18 protein-coding genes are annotated in these 19,520 nt (G+C 47.6%); 13 read left to right on the top strand and 5 right to left on the bottom strand.

Going from position 1 to position 19,520, the window contains the following annotated elements; genetic code table 11:
- The 5 genes from C4S60_RS21405 to C4S60_RS21380 form a co-directional block, all read right to left on the bottom strand.
- Positions 1 to 165 (bottom strand): low molecular weight phosphatase family protein (locus C4S60_RS21405; protein WP_483028330.1); only part of this gene is annotated, 165 nt, incomplete at its 3' end.
- A 328-nt stretch (positions 166 to 493) separates the two neighbouring features.
- Positions 494 to 1,627, bottom strand: a complete 1,134-nt coding sequence (locus C4S60_RS21395) for a polysaccharide export protein (RefSeq protein WP_103882333.1) — start codon at positions 1,625 to 1,627, stop codon at positions 494 to 496.
- 621 nt (positions 1,628 to 2,248) lie between these two features.
- Entirely contained in the window at positions 2,249 to 3,232 is a 984-nt protein-coding gene (locus C4S60_RS21390; protein WP_103882332.1) for a hypothetical protein, read from the bottom strand.
- A 49-nt stretch (positions 3,233 to 3,281) separates the two neighbouring features.
- Positions 3,282 to 3,863, bottom strand: a complete 582-nt coding sequence (locus tag C4S60_RS21385; RefSeq protein WP_103882331.1) for an outer membrane beta-barrel protein — start codon at positions 3,861 to 3,863, stop codon at positions 3,282 to 3,284.
- 103 nt (positions 3,864 to 3,966) lie between these two features.
- Entirely contained in the window at positions 3,967 to 6,144 is a 2,178-nt protein-coding gene (locus C4S60_RS21380) for a YjbH domain-containing protein (RefSeq protein ID WP_103882330.1), read from the bottom strand.
- Between the two features lie 383 nt (positions 6,145 to 6,527).
- Between C4S60_RS21380 and rfaD the strand changes: the two genes are divergently transcribed.
- From rfaD to C4S60_RS21315, 13 genes are all read left to right on the top strand, one after another.
- Complete coding sequence (gene rfaD, locus C4S60_RS21375; RefSeq protein ID WP_103882329.1) at positions 6,528 to 7,469, top strand: ADP-glyceromanno-heptose 6-epimerase; 942 nt, start codon at positions 6,528 to 6,530, stop codon at positions 7,467 to 7,469.
- Positions 7,470 to 7,528: 59 nt separating this feature from the next.
- Entirely contained in the window at positions 7,529 to 9,298 is a 1,770-nt protein-coding gene (locus tag C4S60_RS21370) for a bifunctional glycosyltransferase family 4 protein/polysaccharide deacetylase (protein ID WP_103882328.1), read from the top strand.
- Entirely contained in the window at positions 9,298 to 10,323 is a 1,026-nt protein-coding gene (locus C4S60_RS21365) for a hypothetical protein (RefSeq protein ID WP_103882327.1), read from the top strand. The genes C4S60_RS21370 and C4S60_RS21365 overlap by 1 nt, the downstream gene beginning before the upstream one ends.
- 135 nt (positions 10,324 to 10,458) lie before the next feature.
- Positions 10,459 to 11,472: a UDP-N-acetylglucosamine 4,6-dehydratase (inverting) gene (pseB, locus tag C4S60_RS21360; RefSeq protein ID WP_103882326.1), complete on the top strand. Its 1,014-nt coding sequence runs from the start codon at positions 10,459 to 10,461 to the stop codon at positions 11,470 to 11,472.
- Positions 11,469 to 12,641, top strand: coding sequence for a UDP-4-amino-4,6-dideoxy-N-acetyl-beta-L-altrosamine transaminase (pseC, locus tag C4S60_RS21355; protein WP_103882325.1), 1,173 nt, complete (start codon positions 11,469 to 11,471; stop codon positions 12,639 to 12,641). The genes pseB and pseC overlap by 4 nt, the downstream gene beginning before the upstream one ends.
- Before the next feature lie 3 nt (positions 12,642 to 12,644).
- Positions 12,645 to 13,337 (top strand): pseudaminic acid cytidylyltransferase, encoded by a 693-nt coding sequence (pseF, locus tag C4S60_RS21350; RefSeq protein WP_103882324.1) that lies wholly within the window; start codon positions 12,645 to 12,647, stop codon positions 13,335 to 13,337.
- On the top strand, positions 13,337 to 14,410 hold the full coding sequence (gene pseG, locus C4S60_RS21345) for a UDP-2,4-diacetamido-2,4,6-trideoxy-beta-L-altropyranose hydrolase (RefSeq protein WP_103882323.1): 1,074 nt from the start codon (positions 13,337 to 13,339) through the stop codon (positions 14,408 to 14,410). Before pseF ends, pseG begins: the two co-directional genes overlap by 1 nt.
- Positions 14,388 to 15,038 carry a formyltransferase family protein gene (locus C4S60_RS21340; RefSeq protein WP_103882322.1) on the top strand — a complete coding sequence of 217 codons (651 nt, stop codon included), beginning with the start codon at positions 14,388 to 14,390 and terminating at the stop codon, positions 15,036 to 15,038. Before pseG ends, C4S60_RS21340 begins: the two co-directional genes overlap by 23 nt.
- Positions 15,028 to 16,086, top strand: coding sequence for a pseudaminic acid synthase (pseI, locus tag C4S60_RS21335; protein ID WP_103882321.1), 1,059 nt, complete (start codon positions 15,028 to 15,030; stop codon positions 16,084 to 16,086). The genes C4S60_RS21340 and pseI overlap by 11 nt, the downstream gene beginning before the upstream one ends.
- The gene (gene waaF, locus C4S60_RS21330) at positions 16,083 to 17,126 is read left to right on the top strand and encodes a lipopolysaccharide heptosyltransferase II (protein ID WP_103882320.1); all 1,044 of its coding nucleotides are present in this window, start codon (positions 16,083 to 16,085) and stop codon (positions 17,124 to 17,126) included. The genes pseI and waaF overlap by 4 nt, the downstream gene beginning before the upstream one ends.
- Positions 17,123 to 18,139 (top strand): glycosyltransferase family 9 protein, encoded by a 1,017-nt coding sequence (locus C4S60_RS21325; protein ID WP_103882319.1) that lies wholly within the window; start codon positions 17,123 to 17,125, stop codon positions 18,137 to 18,139. The genes waaF and C4S60_RS21325 overlap by 4 nt, the downstream gene beginning before the upstream one ends.
- A 7-nt stretch (positions 18,140 to 18,146) precedes the next feature.
- Positions 18,147 to 19,112 carry a glycosyltransferase family 2 protein gene (locus C4S60_RS21320; protein ID WP_103882318.1) on the top strand — a complete coding sequence of 322 codons (966 nt, stop codon included), beginning with the start codon at positions 18,147 to 18,149 and terminating at the stop codon, positions 19,110 to 19,112.
- Positions 19,105 to 19,512 carry a GtrA family protein gene (locus C4S60_RS21315; protein ID WP_103882317.1) on the top strand — a complete coding sequence of 136 codons (408 nt, stop codon included), beginning with the start codon at positions 19,105 to 19,107 and terminating at the stop codon, positions 19,510 to 19,512. The genes C4S60_RS21320 and C4S60_RS21315 overlap by 8 nt, the downstream gene beginning before the upstream one ends.
- Positions 19,513 to 19,520: the final 8 nt, after the last annotated feature.

Here is a 19,520-nt window from a genome sequence, read left to right as displayed (position 1 = left end):
TTCGATGGCGGTTTTGTCTGCCGGCTTTCCGACCAGACCACTTTTGGCCGATGCAATACCCGCAGAGGCGATGGTTTTGTTCGGCAGCATTTTCGCCAGCATGTATTCACCGATTGGAGAGCGGCAGATGTTACCCACGCAGACGACTAAGATTTTGTTAAACATGTTTAAAAGCGGTCCTTGGTGAAAAATGGTTCTATGGTTCTATGGTTCTATGGTTCTATGGAAAAGCGGTCCTGTGGTTCTGTGGTTCTGTGGTTCTGTGGTTCTGTGGTTCTGTGGTTCTGTGGTTCTGTGGTTCACAAAAACAAATAAAACACTATTAATCAACAAGTTAATGCCAAGTGTAATTCATCACACCCCATAGGGCCACAGGGCCATAGGACCGGTCTTTCCCAAACCATAGGGCCACAGGACCATAGTACCGCTCTTCCCGAGGACCGCTCTTCCCGAGAACCGCTCTTTCCCAAGCCATAGTACCGCTCTTCAACCCTTAATCACCCCAACCTCGATACGAGTTACCTGCATCACCGATGTTTTTAAGACCCGTCAACGTTGGCAGTAGCTGCGTCATCAGGCGGTTCCAGCGTGCGAGTGGGGTGGCGGTGACGTAGACGACATCATACGGTTCGAGTTCGAATTCGGTGCCCAGGAACAGGGCGGTGGCATCTTGCATATTGAGTTGGTAGATACTGGCGATCTTGTCGCTGTCATTGCCCTGGGTCGGGCGAATGACGAAGATACCGGTGGCTGCTGCTGCGACTTCATTAATGCCGCCAACAGAGCTGAGCGCTTCTGTCAGGCTCATGCCGTTGCGTTCCATTTTAAGAGTTTGTGGCTCACCGACTTCACCCATTACAAAGATCTTCTGCGCATCGTTGCGTGGTACGTGGATGATGTCGCCCGGTTGCATCAGGCGGTTTTGTTTCAGATCGCCTTTTTGCATCAGCGCGTAGAGCGAAATGCGCTCTTCTTCACCATTGCGTGTCAGGGTGACGTTACGCCAGTCCGCGTCCGCCTTGAGTCCGCCCGCCTGGTTCACCGCATCGAGCACTGTCATCGGGATATTGGTGACGGGCCTTTGTCCCGGTGCGGCGACCTCGCCAGTCACGTAGACCTTTTTTGAACGAAAAGCGGCCACGTTGACATCCACTTGCGGGCTCTCGATGTATTTTTCCAGACGCGTGGTCATTTCGATACGAATTTCACGCACGGTTTTGCCTTCGACTTCAACCAGACCAATGTAGGGATAAAAGATAGTGCCATCGGCATTGACCCAGTTACCCGCTTCTGCCGAGCTACGGTACGAACCGGCTGGAATGGTCAGCTCCGGGTGATCCCAGATGGTGACATTAAGAATGTCGCCCGGTCCAACCCGATACTGGTATCTGGCAATGTCTACGTCGAGGGAAGGGTTAGCCTGCGCTGTAGGCTCAGGGGTTTTAAACGAGGCAACGCGTTCAGGAGTTAAAGGAAAGACATCGACTAAACTGGATAGATCCGTTGTTTCACCTTCAGCCTGGACGACATTTTTGTCGCTGGTTGAGATATGACCGCCAGGGAGCGTACATCCCGCTAGCAAAAGTGGCAACAGCGCGGTAACGGATAGTTTTTTAAAGTGGTTCATGAATTCCTTGGTCCTGCATTCTGAGACGTCGCCTCAGTCGGTTTTCCTCGGTGTATTTTTCTGAGAAAGACTATGGGGGTCAAGCTTTTACAGGCAATCAATCTATATTATGAGTGGTAAATCATATCTTCTGGGCATGCTACCGCCCATCGATGAATTACGCCTAATCGCACTGCGTTTGCTTTGTATGATGTATTCATGTTTCAAGGGATATTCCATTGAGACAATGACCATGCCGGGGCAGCAAAATACATCCTTCAGAATATCTTTATTGAAGATATGAAATGTAAGCCGTTGGAAGGTGCGCGAGTATTATTATGATTGCGCTAGCCTAGCCAGTAATGTTGCATATAAAAACAGGCAAATCGCCAAACAATCGCCCACCCATGATATGCAACACAGGGGATTGCACAATTATCCATACTGGTCTCAAAGACACAACAACTAACAGCATGTTTTATAGGCAATCTGATTAAAAACATTGCTCAACAAGCAAAGAGCAAGGCCTACCTGAATCGCCGCAACGATTTCCGGTAAAGTTTGCCCCTGCTCTTATTGCTTATTGCTTATTGCTTATAAGCTCAGTTCATTGTGATTTCGGGCAATGTCACCAATAAATGGTTAGTTACCGCTACCACCACCGGAACCGCCAGTGCCACCTGAGCCACCTGTACCGCCAGTGCCGCCGGTACCAGGAGGTGTCGGTTCAGTTGGGTCTTCTGGTTCAGGCACAACTTCACCTTCAGACACGCCACCACCGACCGCGTTCTTATGGTCGTCACTCGGTACGAACTCATCTGGAGCCTTAGACACAATATCGCCAAGTCCGCCATCTTGCCCTGCAGCTGAGACTATCGTATCCGCCAGTTCCACTTTGACCGGTTTGTTGGATTCCACCATCTCAGTAAACGCAGGATCCGCTTCCAGAATATTCGCCATGTTATTGGTCAAATTAAGAATCTTGTCGAAGGAGTCGACTTCGTTCTTAACATCGTCACTGGTTTGAAGCGATTGCACGACATCGGATGCCGTGGCGGTAACCGCAATCGCACGCTTGAATGTATCCGGATCATCTGTTTTTAGCTTAGCGATTTCGGCTTCCGGGTTCGTCATGAATGCATCGACATCCTGAACGTTTTCCAGCCCAAGTGCAGTCAATACCTCAGAGGCCGCTGCTGTCGAATATGTCTCTGCACCATTTTCTTCCAGGTACTCGACGATCAACGTCGTCAACGGCGATGCCGCAGCAGACTGACCACTGACAAACATGCCTTTAGGCGTTTTGTACGACACCTTAGACATATCTTTGCTGTTAGTAGTATCGATAATGGTTCTGTCGTCTCCGGTGAAGTCCCCAAATTCGAAACTGCAGTTTTCTGGGTAATCTCTCGGGTAAGCATCTTCAAAAAATGCGTAACCACTGTGCAACGTACGAGAGCCAGTGTAAGTCTGGCCATCATCACAAATCGCTTTACTGTCCATACCCCAAACCGGTCCATCGTAAGCCTGAATAGCAAAGTTTGTCGTTACACCGTTTTCGTTATTACTGTTACATCCGGCCATCAGCCCCATAGCAACAGCGATTGCTAACCAACGTTTATCCATTGTTAATCCTCATCCGTAATATCTGTTTACTGGCTCGGAAAAGCCGAATTTAGAAGTAGTAGTTGACGCCAATATTGTAGGTATGGAAATCTGGTGACCCACCCACATCGTTGTAATATTTGTATTCAAGTTGCGCGCCCCAGTCACCGGCAAACTTATACTCGCCACCGACTCCAGCGGTCGCTGCGGTATCTTTAACGCTGCAACACACGCCACCACCGGATGCTTTCCAGTCATAGTAGTAGGCGCCAACGCGGGCAAATACGTCGAATTTTTCATTGATGGCATAGGTCGCTTTCACGGCCGCATCCAGACCCGTTGCCGTGAACTTACCCGCTACGTCTTTGAGCTCCACTTTGCCCAGGTCGGTGTAACCCAGCTCTAGTGACAACCAAGGGAATAAACGGTAACCCCCATACACAGACCAGGTGGTGCTGTTCTTTTCAATGTCGGTGACATCAGTGACGCCGGCATCCATATTAACCACACTGCTGCCGCCCAACTTCGCCCCCACATACCAGGGGGTTGTTGGTTGCGATGAGCTCTCATCATGTTGGTCTGCCAACACAGGCATCGATAAGCCCGCCGAGGCGATTAATAACGTTGTTAATGTTGTCTTTTTTCTTAGCATTTTTTGCTCCCTAAGCCATCGATTTCCGTTAATTCAGCGCTAAGATCCTACTGGCCGACATTAACTTCATTACTCGAGCTTACAAACTGCAGCTCTATTTGTTTTACTTTTGCATTGCGTACGTCATATAAGCGTCTTTCAGACGCACGACATTGGCGTCGATATAACTCGCCGACAATCTGTCTCTGTTGTAGTAACCGCGATCTAGGTTGTGTTGAAGATCGCTCGTTGCCGCCAAAGAGCCATTCAGATCATTAGATGAATTGTTGACCATGGTTCGATAGCCATAGGTCCACTGCTCAATCCCTCTGATTTGGATTGGGGCAGGCGCCATGTCTTTTCTTGGTGTCAATGGGATCGAGAAACTCAACCCGGCAAAACTTTTGTCCGTGTGCTGGTAGTAGATATTGACGCTGGTATCACCAAACCAGTGCTTACTGGTCACGGTAAAGCCTTTGTCTCCCGCCCAGTACTGACCGGCATTGGCTTCCAGTGCCCAGTCATATTGGCTCAGGTAGTAACGATAACTGCCCAGTACCGGAGTAATGTTGTCGTCGTATTGGTCGCGCTTATCACGATAATAAGAGGCTTCAAAGCCAAATTTATGAGTGCCCTGTTCAGTCTGCCAACGGAACTCAGACGTGCCGCCCTGATAGTTGGTGCCCACTTGTCCAATACTGATTTGCGCCATGACACCGGCAGGCAAGGTCACGCCCTGATGCAACAGGATGCGATCGACGGTCGACGTATGACGACTGTTGCCGAAACGTTCGCCATCGGCGTAGTCATCGGAGTGCGAAATGGGCAGCATATGTCTCACGTCCACCATGGCGCCGGTCCAGACAGGCACTTGCACATTAGTGGCCAGTGCCAGTGAGTAATCAAACACACCATATTCCGAGCCGATGGTGGAATAGAGGCTCGGTGAGAAAATGACACGCGGTTTAAATAAGTGTGAGTTCTGTTTATTCGAGTTCCAGTTCACGTCATCCAATGCTTTGTAGAGCTGATTGGTGGTAATGGTAAGATTGGTGCTCGCCGGTATTTGGGTCAAATTATCCTTATCGAACAACTGCTTAAGATCTTGCTGAGTGCCCGACACTTTGACGACCGGTAAGTTATTGTTCAGTAATACAAAGGCAAAACGTTGCTGACTCATTTCCTCATTGATCAGGCCCAAAACCACACCCAGAGAATCGATTTCATTGACGTTAAACAGGTTGTTCTCGAGTCGAACCACCAGCTCATCCTGACGCGTTCCGACACTGACGTTCTCGAAACCATACTGGGTAAGACGCTGGGTAAGCCTTGTCAGCGAATGCGTAGAACTGGTTTTCTCTGCCTCTACATTGACAGCCACAGCTTTGACAGGCTCAGCTTCGCTACTCACCTGTGCCACTGTGCTCGCTTTGCGCAGGTTCAATGTCGGCTCTTGCTGATCCACCCCTTCCTGGTGCGATTGCGGTCTGCTGTAGCGCGGCGCTGCATTAGGTCCACTCAATGGTAACGTCAGCCCTAGGCCAACCCATTGGTTGTCGCGATTAAGGGTGTTTGAATCCGAATACGCTTGGTAGGTGAGATGAGCGCTCATCCCATAAGGGAGCCACTCTTGAGGGGTAAACAGTTTGGCACCCGCATTCATGCCCGTGCCGTCATAGTCGCCCACTAGCTGCAACCAGGAGAATGGCTGATACTCGATACCGCCAAACACGCCAGACAGATAATCCGGCCCCATTTGGTGTCTGGAGTCGGTTGGGTTGTAGCCGTACCCCATGGAGAACCTAAAGTCCGACACCTGCTTGGAAACCACAGCGTACGCACTTTCGTGGTGGTTCGCCTGGCCACCAAAGTCACTCAGTCCGAAGGCAAGCTGAAACCAATCCTGCGGGATAAGCCAGGCAGCGTCTATTTTTGCCGAATACGATAAATCACTGCCGGTTTTCCAGGCCTCACCGTTTATCTCTTTGTGAGTGTTTTGCACCACAAATTCCACATGAGGCAGGATGCCAACGCCAAGCAGGAAGGTATCATGCGCGCCCCGGCTGTAACCGGTTGTCAGGTCGACATTGTCTTCCAGGTGGTAGTTGAGCGAGATCTGCCCAAACCCTAAGGTTTGTGCATGAGGTGTTCTCAGCAGGCCTGAACCGCCCGTCTGAGCCATTGAATGTCGAAACTCTGTATTGTTAGCCCAGAAAGAACCGCTGGTATCTGACAATACCGATGGTGAAACTAGAACAGGGAGCGCCGCAAAAATCATTAGAGTGGAGCGTGTACGACTCATCTTAAACTCGGGCTCCGTTTGCACAACTGCGATTCATATGCTCTACGCATCCTTGCATGGTGATGTATTGCTGTAAAATTAGTTGATATGCATGGTAATGTATTGAGAATGTAAATTCTTGAAATAATGTCGCAAAAATAGTCAGTTTTGTGATCGCCATCAACAACTGTAATCTACCGTCAACTTTATATAACTATCAACAACATACGAAACACGAATAATTCGTAACAAATGAGGTGTGTTTTCCCAAGCTCACTTCCACCGTTATTGTTCAATACGGATAATCCTCCCGAACTTCAGGGACTTCTGGAACAGATCCTAGGCACCCTTTTGCAAATCTTATATAATCACTCATTATCTCGTTAATTAAGTGGAAGAACTCTATGATCATCGTAACTGGCGGCGCTGGCATGATTGGCAGCAATATTATTAAGGCGCTCAACGAAGCAGGTTTGAATGATATTTTGGTGGTCGATAACCTCAAGAATGGACGCAAGTTCAAGAACCTGGTTGACCTGGATATCACTGACTATATGGATCGCGATGACTTCCTGACCCAGATCATGGCGGGCGACGACTTCGGCCCGATCGAGGCGGTGTTCCACGAAGGGGCGTGTTCTGCCACTACCGAGTGGGACGGTAAGTATGTGATGCTGAATAACTACGAGTATTCAAAAGAAGTGCTTCACTACTGTTTGGATCGCGAGATCCCGTTCTTGTACGCCTCATCTGCAGCCACTTATGGCGAAACCACCGTATTTAAGGAAGAGCGTCAGTATGAAGGCGCGCTTAACGTGTACGGTTACTCTAAACAGCAATTCGATAACTACGTTCGCCGCCTGTGGGCAGATGCAGAAGCGCATGGCGAGAAATTGTCTCAGGTGACCGGTTTCCGTTACTTCAATGTGTATGGCCCTCGCGAGCAACACAAAGGCAGCATGGCGTCTGTGGCGTTCCACCTCAATAACCAGATGAACGCCGGTGAGAATCCGAAGTTATTCGCGGGTAGCGAGCACTTTATTCGCGACTTCGTATACGTTGGCGATGTCGCTAAGGTGAACCTGTGGTTTATGGAAAATGGCGTATCGGGCATTTTCAACTGTGGTACGGGCAATGCAGAGAGCTTCGAAGCGGTTGCTAATGCGGTGATCAAGCATCACGGTAAAGGTGAAATTGAAAACATCCCATTCCCTGACCATTTGAAAGGTGCCTATCAGGAATTTACTCAGGCTGATTTGACCAACCTTCGCGCGGCTGGTTGCGATGTTGAGTTTAAGACTGTGGCTGAAGGTGTGGCTGAATATTTGGCGATTGTGAATAAGTAGTATTTGGGTTCCTGGGTCCTAGGTTCTGGACCCTGGGTTCCAGATAACAGGATCTGTTTATGAATATCCTTATGGCCCTGTCCCAGCTCGAAGTGACCGGGGCTGAGGTTTACGCTACGACTGTAGGTAACGAACTAACGGCTCGGGGTCATAATGTATTTTATGTCTCGGATACGCTGACCAAGCCCCATAAGGGGCCTTTCTTTTCATTGCGGTTTAATAAACGCAGTGTGCCTCGCCGTTTCTGGCATGTGGGCTACCTTATCTACCTGATTAAAAAGCACAACATTCAGTTAGTGCATGCCCATTCACGCGCCTCCAGCTGGAGTTGTCATGTGGCCTGTAAGCTGACAGGTACGCCGATGGTGACGACGGTACATGGTCGCCAGCCTGTGCACGCTTCGCGCAAGAAGTTTCACGCTATGGGTGACAAGGCCTTGCCGGTGTGTGAAGCGATTCGCGATCAACTGCATAGTGACTTAGACGTACCATTAGAACAGATGGAAGTCAGTCGCAACGGTATTGAGACAGACCAGTTTCAGTGGGTGGCAGCACCGGACAATAGCAAACCGGTCATTACCATCGTCGGCCGTTTGACCGGCCCCAAAGGTGACCTCTGTTATCGTCTGCTGGACGAGTGCCTGGACTCAGACAAATACGATATTCGTGTCGTCACCGGCTCCAAATTCGAGTCTCGGTTTGAAAAGTTCACCTCTACGGTCAACTTCGTCGGTTATACCAATGACGTGCCGAAAATGCTCAGTGAAGCGGACTTGGTGATTGGCGCGGGTCGCGTCGCCATGGAATCTCTGCTGTGCGGCAGACCGACGCTGGCCATTGGTGAAGCCAAGTGCATCGGTATTGTCGACGACAGCAATGTCTCAGAAGCGATGGCCAGCAACTTTGGCGATATCGGCCCCAAAGATCTCGACATTGATTTTTCTGGTATCGCTTCCATGGTTGAATCTGGCCTTAATTCGGCTCACTGCAATGAGTCCACCAGTCAGACCATTCGTGACCACTACGCGTTAGCAAATATCGTCGATCAGGTAGAATGCATCTATCAGGACGTGTATATCGATACGCTGCGACGCGAGATGCCGGTGATCATGTATCACCGCTTTATTAAGGATGACAGCGGCAAAGGGGTACATGGCACCTATCTTCATATCGATATGTTCGATAAGCACATGGCGCTACTCAAGAAGATGGGCTTTGAGACACTGACGTTTGAAGATCTGCAGGATGGACGGCTGATCCGCCGCCTTGATGCGGGTAAGCGCTACATCATGATCACGGTCGACGACGGCTATGTGGACAATCTTGAGTTGATGCTCCCGGTGCTTGAGAAGTACGGCTTTAAAGCGGTAGTGTATGTGGTGACCGGTGAAAGCTTTAACCGCTGGGATGTGGAGAATCCAGACAACCCAGAGAAGTCGGTGCCATTGATGAATGCCGACCAGGTTAGGTTACTATCGCAATCCGAGCTGATTGAGATTGGCGGGCATACCCTGAGCCACCCTAAACTCAACACCTTATCGGATGCACAGCAGCGCCATGAAATCATCGAGAACAAAGCGGCGTTAGAGGCGACCATAGGCAAACCCCTCACCTCGTTCGCTTACCCGTTTGGCGAGCATAATCAGGCCTCAAAAGATATCGCTAAAGAGGTGGGTTATCAGTATGCGGTTGCCACCAACTCGGGACCACTGCAATTTCATAAAGACCCCTACCAGATCCGCCGTATTGCAATTTTCCCGAAAACCGATGTGTTTGGGTTGTGGCGCAAGGTGCGCGGTAATTATTTGTTTAGAAAGGCAAAGAAATAATGAAAGTAGCAAATGTATTCTATGTGACCTCACCGTTGCAGTATCTATGTGCATTTGAAGCAAGAAAAGCATTTGACGCGTCTTGTAATATTCTAATTCTGGAAGTGGGTGATACCGTAAGAGGTTTGGAACAACTGCAACAACTGATCTCCCGGGATACCTGGGACTGTACCTTTGAGTTGAAGACCGGAAACAGAACCTTTACCACCCCCGCCTTTATTAGAAACTTAAAGCGTTATCTTTCCAGCAACGGGTTATCTATTGATCACTTTTGCTTTGGTGAGTTTGCTAGCTGGCGTGTGAATCTGGTTCGCAAGAACCTTTCGTTCCGCCGTACCGTCTATTTTGATGACGGCACCCTTAGCATCAATGAAGTTGAGAAGTACATTAAGCCCGCCGTACCCTACTCTCGCAAACGTTGGTTTCATGATTTGTTGCTTCGCCTGCAGGGCGTTCAACCTGTGGGTGTGTTACCCGTGCCTGATAACCTGCTGGTTTACTCTATGTTCGATTTTTCTGACGAACTTTTTGACAGTCAGATTAACCAATTTGCCGACCTGCTCAGTCGCTTTGACTCTTTCAATGCGTATGATGCGCAGGGACCAGTGGCATTTATTGGTCAGGGTGCTATTGGGCATAAAAACCAAAAAGCGCTGGACGCCCACTTAAAAGAAATCATGCTTTTTACTGAGAACAAAGCTCAGAAAGTGGTTTATTTTCCGCATCGTAATGAGAGTGAAGCGGTGACAAAAGCCGTAAAGGCCATTGAGTCGGTCGAGTACCACACTCCTGACCGTCCGATGGAGCTTGAGATACTGACCAAACGCCTGACCTTTTCCAGAGTGGTTGGCCCTTACTCTACGGCCCTGTTCACCTTAAAGAAACTTTTCCCAGAATTACCTGTCACTCTCTTAGATGATGGGCGACAGAGTCAGGTCATTTTGGAGATCAGAAATCAGTTAAATAAAGAGCAAATCTTAGACTCCATTATTACCAAAGATGGTCATTTTGAGTCTTTGAATTAAGCTCACACCCCCAAACCTGCGCCGCCTTCTGGCGGCTAGCAAAGCACATGACTGTCGCAATGTGCGTGTTATACTAGTAGCAAAGCAACTGGCAATGTCACAAGACCATACGTTGCAAGCAAAGGATACTTTTTCATGTTAAATAACAAAACCGTGCTGATTACTGGTGGCACAGGCTCATTCGGAAAACAATTCATCAAGACGATTCTTGAACGTTATGAAGATGTAAAGAAGATCATTATCTTCTCAAGAGATGAACTGAAACAGTTCGAGCTTAAGCAGCAATATCCTCATAAGGACTTTCCTCAGCTGCGCTTCTTTATCGGTGACGTTCGTGATCGAAACCGCATGATTCAGGCGTGTGAAGGCGTGGATGTAATTATTCACGCTGCGGCAATCAAGCAGGTAGATACCGCCGAATACAACCCTACAGAATGTATTCGAACCAACGTTGACGGCGCGGAAAACGTGATTCAGGCAGCCCTGCAATGCGGCGTGCATGATGTTGTGGCACTCTCCACTGACAAGGCATGTGCTCCGATTAACCTATATGGCGCGACTAAGCTTGCCTCTGACAAATTGTTCACTGCAGCCAATAACATTAAGGGCTCTAAAGACATCCGTTTCAGCGTGGTACGCTACGGCAACGTCATGGGCTCAAGAGGCTCTGTTATCCCATTCTTCCTGAAGAAGAAAGAAGAAGGCCTGTTACCTATCACTCATGAAGAGATGACTCGATTCAACATCTCTTTGCAAGACGGCGTGAACATGGTGATGTACGCGTTGGAACACCACCTTGGCGGCGAAATTTTTGTGCCGAAGATCCCTTCTTACAAGATCATGGATATTGCCAAAGCGGTCGCACCTGAGTGCAAAACGAAGGTTGTCGGTATTCGTCCTGGAGAAAAGCTCCATGAAGAAATGATCACCGATACCGACTCTCTCAACACCATTGACCTGGGCAAGTACTACGCCATTCTGCCTTCTGTGTCATTTACATATACAGAGGAAGAGTACTTGAATCACCACAAAGCTGAGAAAGTACCGTTTGGTTTCAAATACAACTCAGGCACCAATACCGAGTGGGAAACCATTGAAGGGTTGCGTGAACTGATCAAAGAGCATGTTGATCCAAACTTTACAGTGTGAGCAATAACGTGATTCCATACGGCAAACAAGAGATTACGCAGCAAGATATCGACGCGGTTGTTGATGTTCTTAACTCTGACTTTTTGACGCAAGGGCCAAAAGTACCTGAGTTTGAGTCAATGCTTACTGCTCATACTGGCGCAGCACACGCATTAGCAGTCAACAGCGCGACATCCGCTCTGCACATCGCCTGTCTGGCTTTAGGCTTAAGTGAAGGTGACTGGTTATGGACCTCTCCTGTCACCTTTGTTGCATCAGCAAACTGTGGCCTGTACTGTGGCGCTAAGGTCGACTTCGTCGATATCAACCCTAGAACCTACAACATGTGTCCCGAGAAGCTAGAGCAGAAGCTGATTCAGGCAAAAGCTGAAGGCAAGCTGCCAAAAGTGGTGGTTCCGGTGCACCTGTGTGGTCAACCTTGTGACATGAAAGCCATTGATAAACTCGCAAAAGAGTATGGTTTCAAAGTGATTGAAGACGCTTCTCATGCGATTGGTGGCAAGTATCACGGTAAGCCTATTGGAAACTGTGAGTACTCGGATATCACGGTGTTTAGCTTTCACCCGGTAAAAATCGTGACAACGGCTGAAGGTGGTGCGGCACTGACCAACAGCCAGACACTCGCGAATAAAATGGCACTGTTGCGCAGCCACGGTATCACACGAGATCCGGCAATGATGCAGGGAGAATCGCATGGTGCATGGTACTACCAACAGATCGATTTGGGTTTTAACTATCGAATGACTGAGTTGCAAGCCGCATTAGGTGTCACCCAAATGCAGCGTTTGACGCAATTTGTCGCGGCTCGTCACAACTTGGCCTCTCGATACAATGAGCTATTAGAGTCATTACCTGTTGTGCGCCCGTATCAGTTAGAGGATACCTACTCTGGTCTGCACCTGTATGTTATCCGTTTGAAGCTTGATGAGATCACTCTGACTCACCAACAAGTATTCAATGCATTACGTGAGCAAGGTATTGGGGTCAACTTGCATTATATTCCGGTACATACTCAGCCATATTATCAACAAATGGGCTTTTCCATCGGTGATTTCCCTGAATCTGAGCGCTACTATCAAGAAGCTATTTCGTTACCAATGTTTCATACAATGACCGAAGCTCAACAAGATACTGTTGTTGCCGTCTTGACTGAGATTTTAGCGAGCTAGCACATGAAAATTGCCATTATCCCAGCGAGAGGCGGAAGCAAAAGAATACCGCGCAAAAACATTAAGTTATTTCACGGTAAGCCCATGATAGCCTACTCAATTGAAGCAGCGTTGAATTCAGGCTGCTTTGATAAAGTCATTGTGTCGACAGATGATCAGGAAATCGCTGAAGTTGCTAAGCAATATGGTGCGGAGGTTCCTTTTATTCGTCCAGATGACATATCTGATGATCATGCGACTACAATCGACGTCATCCATCATGCTGTTCAATGGTATGAACATCAGCAGGTCGAGATTGACTACGTCTGTTGTTTATATGCAACAGCACCATTTGTTACCGCTGAAGACTTAAAACTGGGGTATCAAAAACTGGTATCCGATAAGAAAGTTGAGTTCGTATTCAGCGCGACATCTTTTCCTTTCCCGATTCAACGAGCGATCAAACTCTCGACATCTGGTGCAGTAACTATGTTTGCACCTGAAAATGAGTTGGTACGCTCTCAAGATTTGGAGGAAGCATATCACGATGCAGGGCAATTCTACTGGGGGAAAAAATCGGCTTTTCTTGAAAGGAAATCCTTCTTCTCACCTCACTCTAGAGTCGTTTTACTTCCAAGGCAAAGAGTGCAAGACATTGATACCGATGAAGACTGGCACTTTGCCGAAACGTTATATTCATTGATAGATAAATCGTGATGAAAAAAGTCGTTTTCAGGACTGACGCTTCGATTTGGATAGGTAGCGGACACGTTATGAGGTGCTTGGTACTTGCTACTTCTCTGAGGGAGCATAATTATCAGGTCAGTTTCGCTTGCTTACCGCAAAAAGGCGACATGATAAGCTACATTCAAAGCCGTGGATTTGATGTTATTAAGCTCACACCACCCAAGGTTCCTGTTGTCCCAAGCAGTGACAAAGACTACATTGCTTGGCTGCAACGCACACCAGAAGAGGATGCGAACGATTTCTTGCGTTCTGTGCCAGATGCCCAATGGGTAATTAGCGATCACTACGCTATCGACGAGGTTTGGCAAACAATCGTTCGTTCTCGACAGAAAAGCCTACTAATGAGTATTGACGACTTAGTTAGAGTCCATTCTGCCGACCTGATCATAGATCAAACCCTAGGAAGGAAAGCGTCAGACTATCAGTCTAAAGGCACGGTATTAGCCGGCAGCAATTATGCACTTCTAGACAAAAAATTCTCACAGCTACACTCTTCCGGTGAAAATAGAGTGAAGCCTGATAAGTCACCAAAAGTCTTGATATCTATGGGTGGAATTGACGCGCCGAATGCTTCACTCAAAGTTCTAGAAGCCTTAAGCGGCGAGGTAAATGCCAGTTTCACCGTGCTGTTGAGTAACCGCTCTCCAAATTATCAGCGCCTGCGAGATTGGTGTCAGGGTCGCGATAAGGTAACTCACATTGATTTTTCCGAAAATATGGCAGCTCTGATGTTAGAGCATGATATTGCTATTGGGGCGCCCGGTAGTACTAGTTGGGAGAGAGCTTGTTTAGGTCTGCCAAGTATTGTCATTCCTCTGGCAGACAACCAGAAAGAGATATGTGCTCAATTGGTAAATCAAGGTGTCGCATTACAAGTCAATTTAGAGAATATTGAATCTGACCTCCTCAACACATACGAACAACTTCTTACTGAGTGGACCTCGTTACACCAAGCAAGCCTCCAGATTTGCGACGGTAAAGGTGTTTATAGAGTGACCGAAAAAATACTTGAGTTAGATTATGAAAATAGCCATTGTCTGTAGCAGCAATACACACCCAGTTTTCCCTTATTTGGAGGCATGGGTAGAGAATAATGCTGCCAATCACCAAATTGAGCTGGTAACCAGCATCAGCGAACTTAGCGGGCCTGGGGATATTCTATTCTTGGTATCCTGCTCTGAAATTGTGCACAAACAGACGAGGGAACTATTTCGCTATACGCTTGTTCTTCACGCGAGTGACTTACCTCAAGGTCGAGGCTGGAGCCCTCATGTATGGGAAATAGTCAATGGCGGCAATGAGATAACCCTTTCTCTTTTAAACGCCGAAGACGGAGTCGATACTGGTGACATTTGGCAGAAAATAAGCATTCCGTTGTCTGGTCATGAATTGTTTGATGAGATTAATCACAAGCTTTTTTCAGCAGAAATTGAGCTTATTTCATGGGCATGCGAGCACATAGACCAAAGTAATGCCACGGCTCAGTCAGTGAATGTCGAATCCAGCTACTATAGAAAAAGAACGCCAGAAGATAGTCAACTAGACGCCGACGCTTCTATTCGCTCTCAATTCAACTTGCTTAGAGTATGTGACCCAGAGCGCTTTCCGGCATACGTTATAATCAATGGCATCAAATACTACGTCCGATTGGAGAAAGATAATGAGCAATGAGTATATTCAGATTGAAGGACGTAAGATTGGTCCTGATTTCGAGCCATATATAATCGCTGAGCTGTCAGCAAACCACAATGGCGATATCAATAACGCATTCAAGATTATTGAAGAAGCTAAGAAGGCTGGCGCGGATGCAATTAAGCTACAGACATATCGCCCAGACACAATAACTATTGATTGTGACAAAGAAGACTTCCAAATTCACGGTGGCTTATGGGATGGCCGTTCTCTCTATGAGCTCTACGAATGGGCGCATACGCCATGGGAATGGCATCAAGCTCTGTTTGAGAAAGCGAAGGAAGTCGGCATCACGATATTTAGCTCTCCGTTTGATTTCACCGCCGTGGACTTACTGGAGGATCTGGGCGCACCTGCTTATAAAATCGCCTCTTTCGAACTTGTTGATCATGCATTGATAGCTCGCGTAGCCAGAACTGGTAAGCCGATGATCATGTCCACAGGAATGGCAAACGAAGAAGAGATACATGAAGCCATTGCCGTGGCAAAAAACAATGGGTGCAGTGAGCTGGTAGTTCTTCATTGCGTGAGCGGATACCCTGCCCCAGCCGAGCAGTATAACTTAAGAACCATTGCGGATATGCAAGAACGCTTCGGTGTTCTCTCAGGTCTTTCCGATCATACGATTGATAATGCAACCGCTGTGGCTTCTATTGCTTTAGGTGCATGCCTGATAGAGAAGCACGCGACTTTAGACCGAAACGGTGGTGGTCCAGATGATAGTTTCTCTCTTGAGCCTTCAGAATTGAAAGCGCTTTGCAAGGATACTAAAACCGCCTGGGCTGCACTTGGTAAAGTGAACTACGAACGCACAGAAGCAGAGAAAGGGAATGTTAAGTTTCGTCGCTCCCTCTATGTCGTGAAGGATATTGAAGCAGGAGAACCGTTGACCTCGGATAATATTCGTTCAATACGACCAGGATATGGGCTGGCACCAAAACACTTAGAAGAAGTGTTAGGTAGAACGGTGAATGTCAACATTGAGAGGGGAACTCCACTATCACTCGACCTGTTAAATAAAGCATGAAAATTCTAATCATCGGCCCCTCCTGGGTTGGCGATATGGTGATGTCTCAGAGCCTGTATATTCGCCTCAGAGAGCTGTACCCAAATGCCAGCATTGATGTGCTGGCTCCTGCTTGGTGTAAGCCCATTTTGGAGCGGATGCCACAGGTCAATCGAGCAATAGAAATGCCTATCGGTCATGGTTCTTTTGACCTCAAAGGGCGTTGGAAACTGGGTCGCCAATTGAAGGGGGAACGCTATACCCATGCGTTTGTTTTACCTAATTCTGCCAAATCTGCACTGATTCCCGTTTTCGCTGGTATCCCGAAGCGCATTGGCTGGAAAGGAGAAATGCGCTATGGCCTGCTCAATGACTTACGCCCAGATAAGCGGGTGTTTCAATACTACGTAGAACGCTTTGTTGCGCTCGCGTCGACGAAAGAGACCATGCTACAAGAGGTTAAGCTATCGTCTTGCCCCCGCCCGGCATTTACTATCGACGCGTCCATTCAAAAACAGGCACTCGATAAGTTCAGCCTGTCGACGTCTCGAAAGGTCTACGGCATGTGTCCCGGTGCGGAATTTGGACCGGCTAAACGCTGGCCAGATGCACACTATGCTGAGGTTGCTCAATCTCTGATTGAAGAGGGTCATCAGGTCTGGTTGTTCGGTTCGCAAAAAGACAAAGAAGTGACCGAGAGCATACGTCTAGCGCTGACGCCCGAAGCGATGCAACATTGCCACAATTTGGCAGGAAGCACCTCGTTAACCGAGGCTGTTGATTTATTAGCGGCATGCGATACGGTGATCAGCAATGACTCTGGGCTGATGCATGTATCTGCAGCGGTAGGCTGTAAAATAGTGGCGATTTATGGCTCAAGTTCACCGGACTATACGCCACCACTCGGCGACAATGTTAAAATCATCCATACTGACATTGAATGTCGTCCATGCTTTAAGCGTGAATGCCCTCTTGGGCACTTAAAATGTCTGGTAGACTTACCTTCAAAATGGATTCTGGACGCAATCCAACAACTCAACTCAAAAGAGAATTTGCAATGAAATACTACTGGTGTGAGCGTGGTGGCTATGTCTCGAACAAAGCCCAGCAATATCTACACAACGATTTTTCACCAGAGAAAGTCAAAAATATCACCGTCATTCGTCAAGCGGCGCTAGGTGATTTGGTGATCGTGCGTCCATTTCTGACCGAAGCCAGACGATTTTTCCCGAACGCTAAAATTACCTTGGTCGGAGTATCGAACTACCAGTATGGCATGCCGTCTGATCTGGCTGACGAAACCATTTATGTTTCCGGCCGAGAGAAAAAGGCTGAGATGACACTGAAAAAGAAGTATCAGGAATTCTCTCAACTTCCCGAGCAAGATATTATTTTTGACTTAGCGGGTACCGCGCGCTCTTACTGGATGATGGCATTAAGCAAGGCAAAACTAAAATTTGGCTTTCCTTACAAACCATTCTTGAATGGTACTCTCTACAACATCTCGGTGTTTCGTTCGGACTACCAGCCTGAGGTAGAGTGCATGCTGGATATGTTGAAAATGCTGGGTCACGCCCCACAGAGGCCTCTGGATTTTGCCTATCCAAGCAATTTGGATGTCGTGCAATCTACAGAGGATAAGCCGCAAATACTTTATTTCAACGGCGCTTCTACTAAGTCGAAAATATTGTCTGAACAACAAATGAAACAGCTACTCGAGAGCGCGGTGAAGGAACTTCCTGACTATGACCATGTCTATCTGGAAGGCAAAAACGATTTTGAAAAAGGCGATTTTGTCCGTCACCTGGAAGCAAATGACAACTTCAAAATCCAGCCCTGTTTGCCTTTGGATGAGCTCGTCAGTTACGTTTCAAAAGCGAAATTGGTGGTAGCACCGGATACAGGAGTGAGGAACGTAGCGGTCTCAACGCATACCCCAACCGTTGGTATTTTTTACTCGACTGTACCATTTCGCTACACTCCTCTCGACGGACGCCATCATATTGTTATGAACGCCAATGGTGATATCCCATCGAATCAACAGATTATCGACGCAGTTAAACACGCACTATAGGTTACTTATGTCAAACTCCGCGCCCATTATTTCTATAGTATGTCCTTGTTATAACGAACAGGCCGTACTGACTATTTTCATGGAACGAATTTCATCGGTCCTGCAAGAAACCGGGTACAGCTACGAAGTCATTTTAATTAATGATGGCAGCAAAGACGACACCCTGAGTGTGATGGACTCTTTAAGAGAACAGGATCATCACGTTCGGACCGTAAACCTGTCTCGTAATTTTGGTAAAGAGGCTGCACTGACCGCAGGACTGGATTTGGCTCGCGGAGAAGTCATCATTCCAATCGATGCCGACTTGCAAGATCCTCCTGAACTGATTCATGATTTTCTACGCGAATGGAATAAAGGCTTTGACGTTGTGGTGGCTAAACGAGTCGATCGCAGCACCGATTCATGGGCGAAAAAACTCTCTGCCGAGCTGTTTTATAAGTTTCATAACGCAGTAGCACACGTGGAGATCCCAGAAAATGTTGGCGATTTTCGCTTGATCAACCGACGAGTACTCAAGGCAATTCAGTTGCTACCCGAAAACCAGCGCTTCATGAAAGGGATCTTTTCCTGGGTGGGTTTCAAAACCTCGGTTGTCGAATACAAACGAGAATCGCGCGAAGCCGGAGAGACCAGTTTTAATGGCTGGAAGCTGTGGAACTTTGCGTTAGACGGCATCACCAGTTTTAGCACTGCGCCGCTGCGTATTTGGCTCTATATTGGCAGTGTCATTTCGGCGTTTGCCTTTTTGTATCTGAGCATCACGGTCATTAAAACGCTGATCTTTGGCATCGACTCTCCTGGTTATGCCTCTTTGATTACCGTCATCCTATTTTTAGGTGGTGTGCAGTTAATAGGCATTGGCGTGCTCGGTGAATATGTGGGCCGACTCTACATGGAGTCAAAGCGTCGCCCTAGCTATATTGTTGAGAGTGACAAGTACCAAGACGCCCCCGAAGAGAAGCAAAATGACTGATCTCCTTAACCGATTACTACAATATCGGATAGTAAGATTCATTTTGACAGGTGGCATGGCAACGGCAATTCACATTGCTGTTGCTTTTCTGTTTCTGCGCTTTATTCAAGACAATGTGCTCTACGCCAATGTGTGTGGTTTTACTATTGCGTTCTTTTTTTCTTACTTTGCCCAGACGCTTATTGTATTTAAGCACAAGGTCAACTGGGGGAATGCCGTTCGGTTTTTCGCTGTTCAATTTGCCTCACTGATGGCAGCACAAGGCATTAGTGAGCTATTCAGTGATGTTAACAGTTATATTCGAGTATTGATTGTGGTGGTGATATTGCCCGTCATTACCTATCTCGTTCATAAAGTTTGGACCTTTTCGGAGCCAAACGATGCTGCCATTAACAAATAATCTCTAGA

The sequence above is a fragment of the Vibrio hangzhouensis genome (assembly GCF_900107935.1).
Lineage (GTDB): Bacteria > Pseudomonadota > Gammaproteobacteria > Enterobacterales > Vibrionaceae > Vibrio > Vibrio hangzhouensis.
This window is presented reverse-complemented; position numbering and strand designations above follow the sequence as displayed.

Bases quoted from the DNA above. Each gene is read 5' to 3' on its own strand.
- pseI (WP_103882321.1), top strand. From the start codon at position 15,028: ATGAGCAATGAGTATATTCAGATTGAAGGACGTAAGATTGGTCCTGAT.
- C4S60_RS21380 (WP_103882330.1), bottom strand. From the start codon at position 6,144: ATGAGTCGTACACGCTCCACTCTAATGATTTTTGCGGCGCTCCCTGTT.
- C4S60_RS21365 (WP_103882327.1), top strand. From the start codon at position 9,298: ATGAAAGTAGCAAATGTATTCTATGTGACCTCACCGTTGCAGTATCTA.
- pseG (WP_103882323.1), top strand. From the start codon at position 13,337: ATGAAAAAAGTCGTTTTCAGGACTGACGCTTCGATTTGGATAGGTAGC.
- C4S60_RS21315 (WP_103882317.1), top strand. From the start codon at position 19,105: ATGACTGATCTCCTTAACCGATTACTACAATATCGGATAGTAAGATTC.
- C4S60_RS21395 (WP_103882333.1), bottom strand. From the start codon at position 1,627: ATGAACCACTTTAAAAAACTATCCGTTACCGCGCTGTTGCCACTTTTG.
- C4S60_RS21385 (WP_103882331.1), bottom strand. From the start codon at position 3,863: ATGCTAAGAAAAAAGACAACATTAACAACGTTATTAATCGCCTCGGCG.
- waaF (WP_103882320.1), top strand. From the start codon at position 16,083: ATGAAAATTCTAATCATCGGCCCCTCCTGGGTTGGCGATATGGTGATG.
- rfaD (WP_103882329.1), top strand. From the start codon at position 6,528: ATGATCATCGTAACTGGCGGCGCTGGCATGATTGGCAGCAATATTATT.
- C4S60_RS21340 (WP_103882322.1), top strand. From the start codon at position 14,388: ATGAAAATAGCCATTGTCTGTAGCAGCAATACACACCCAGTTTTCCCT.
- pseF (WP_103882324.1), top strand. From the start codon at position 12,645: ATGAAAATTGCCATTATCCCAGCGAGAGGCGGAAGCAAAAGAATACCG.
- C4S60_RS21320 (WP_103882318.1), top strand. From the start codon at position 18,147: ATGTCAAACTCCGCGCCCATTATTTCTATAGTATGTCCTTGTTATAAC.
- C4S60_RS21370 (WP_103882328.1), top strand. From the start codon at position 7,529: ATGAATATCCTTATGGCCCTGTCCCAGCTCGAAGTGACCGGGGCTGAG.
- C4S60_RS21325 (WP_103882319.1), top strand. From the start codon at position 17,123: ATGAAATACTACTGGTGTGAGCGTGGTGGCTATGTCTCGAACAAAGCC.
- pseB (WP_103882326.1), top strand. From the start codon at position 10,459: ATGTTAAATAACAAAACCGTGCTGATTACTGGTGGCACAGGCTCATTC.
- C4S60_RS21390 (WP_103882332.1), bottom strand. From the start codon at position 3,232: ATGGATAAACGTTGGTTAGCAATCGCTGTTGCTATGGGGCTGATGGCC.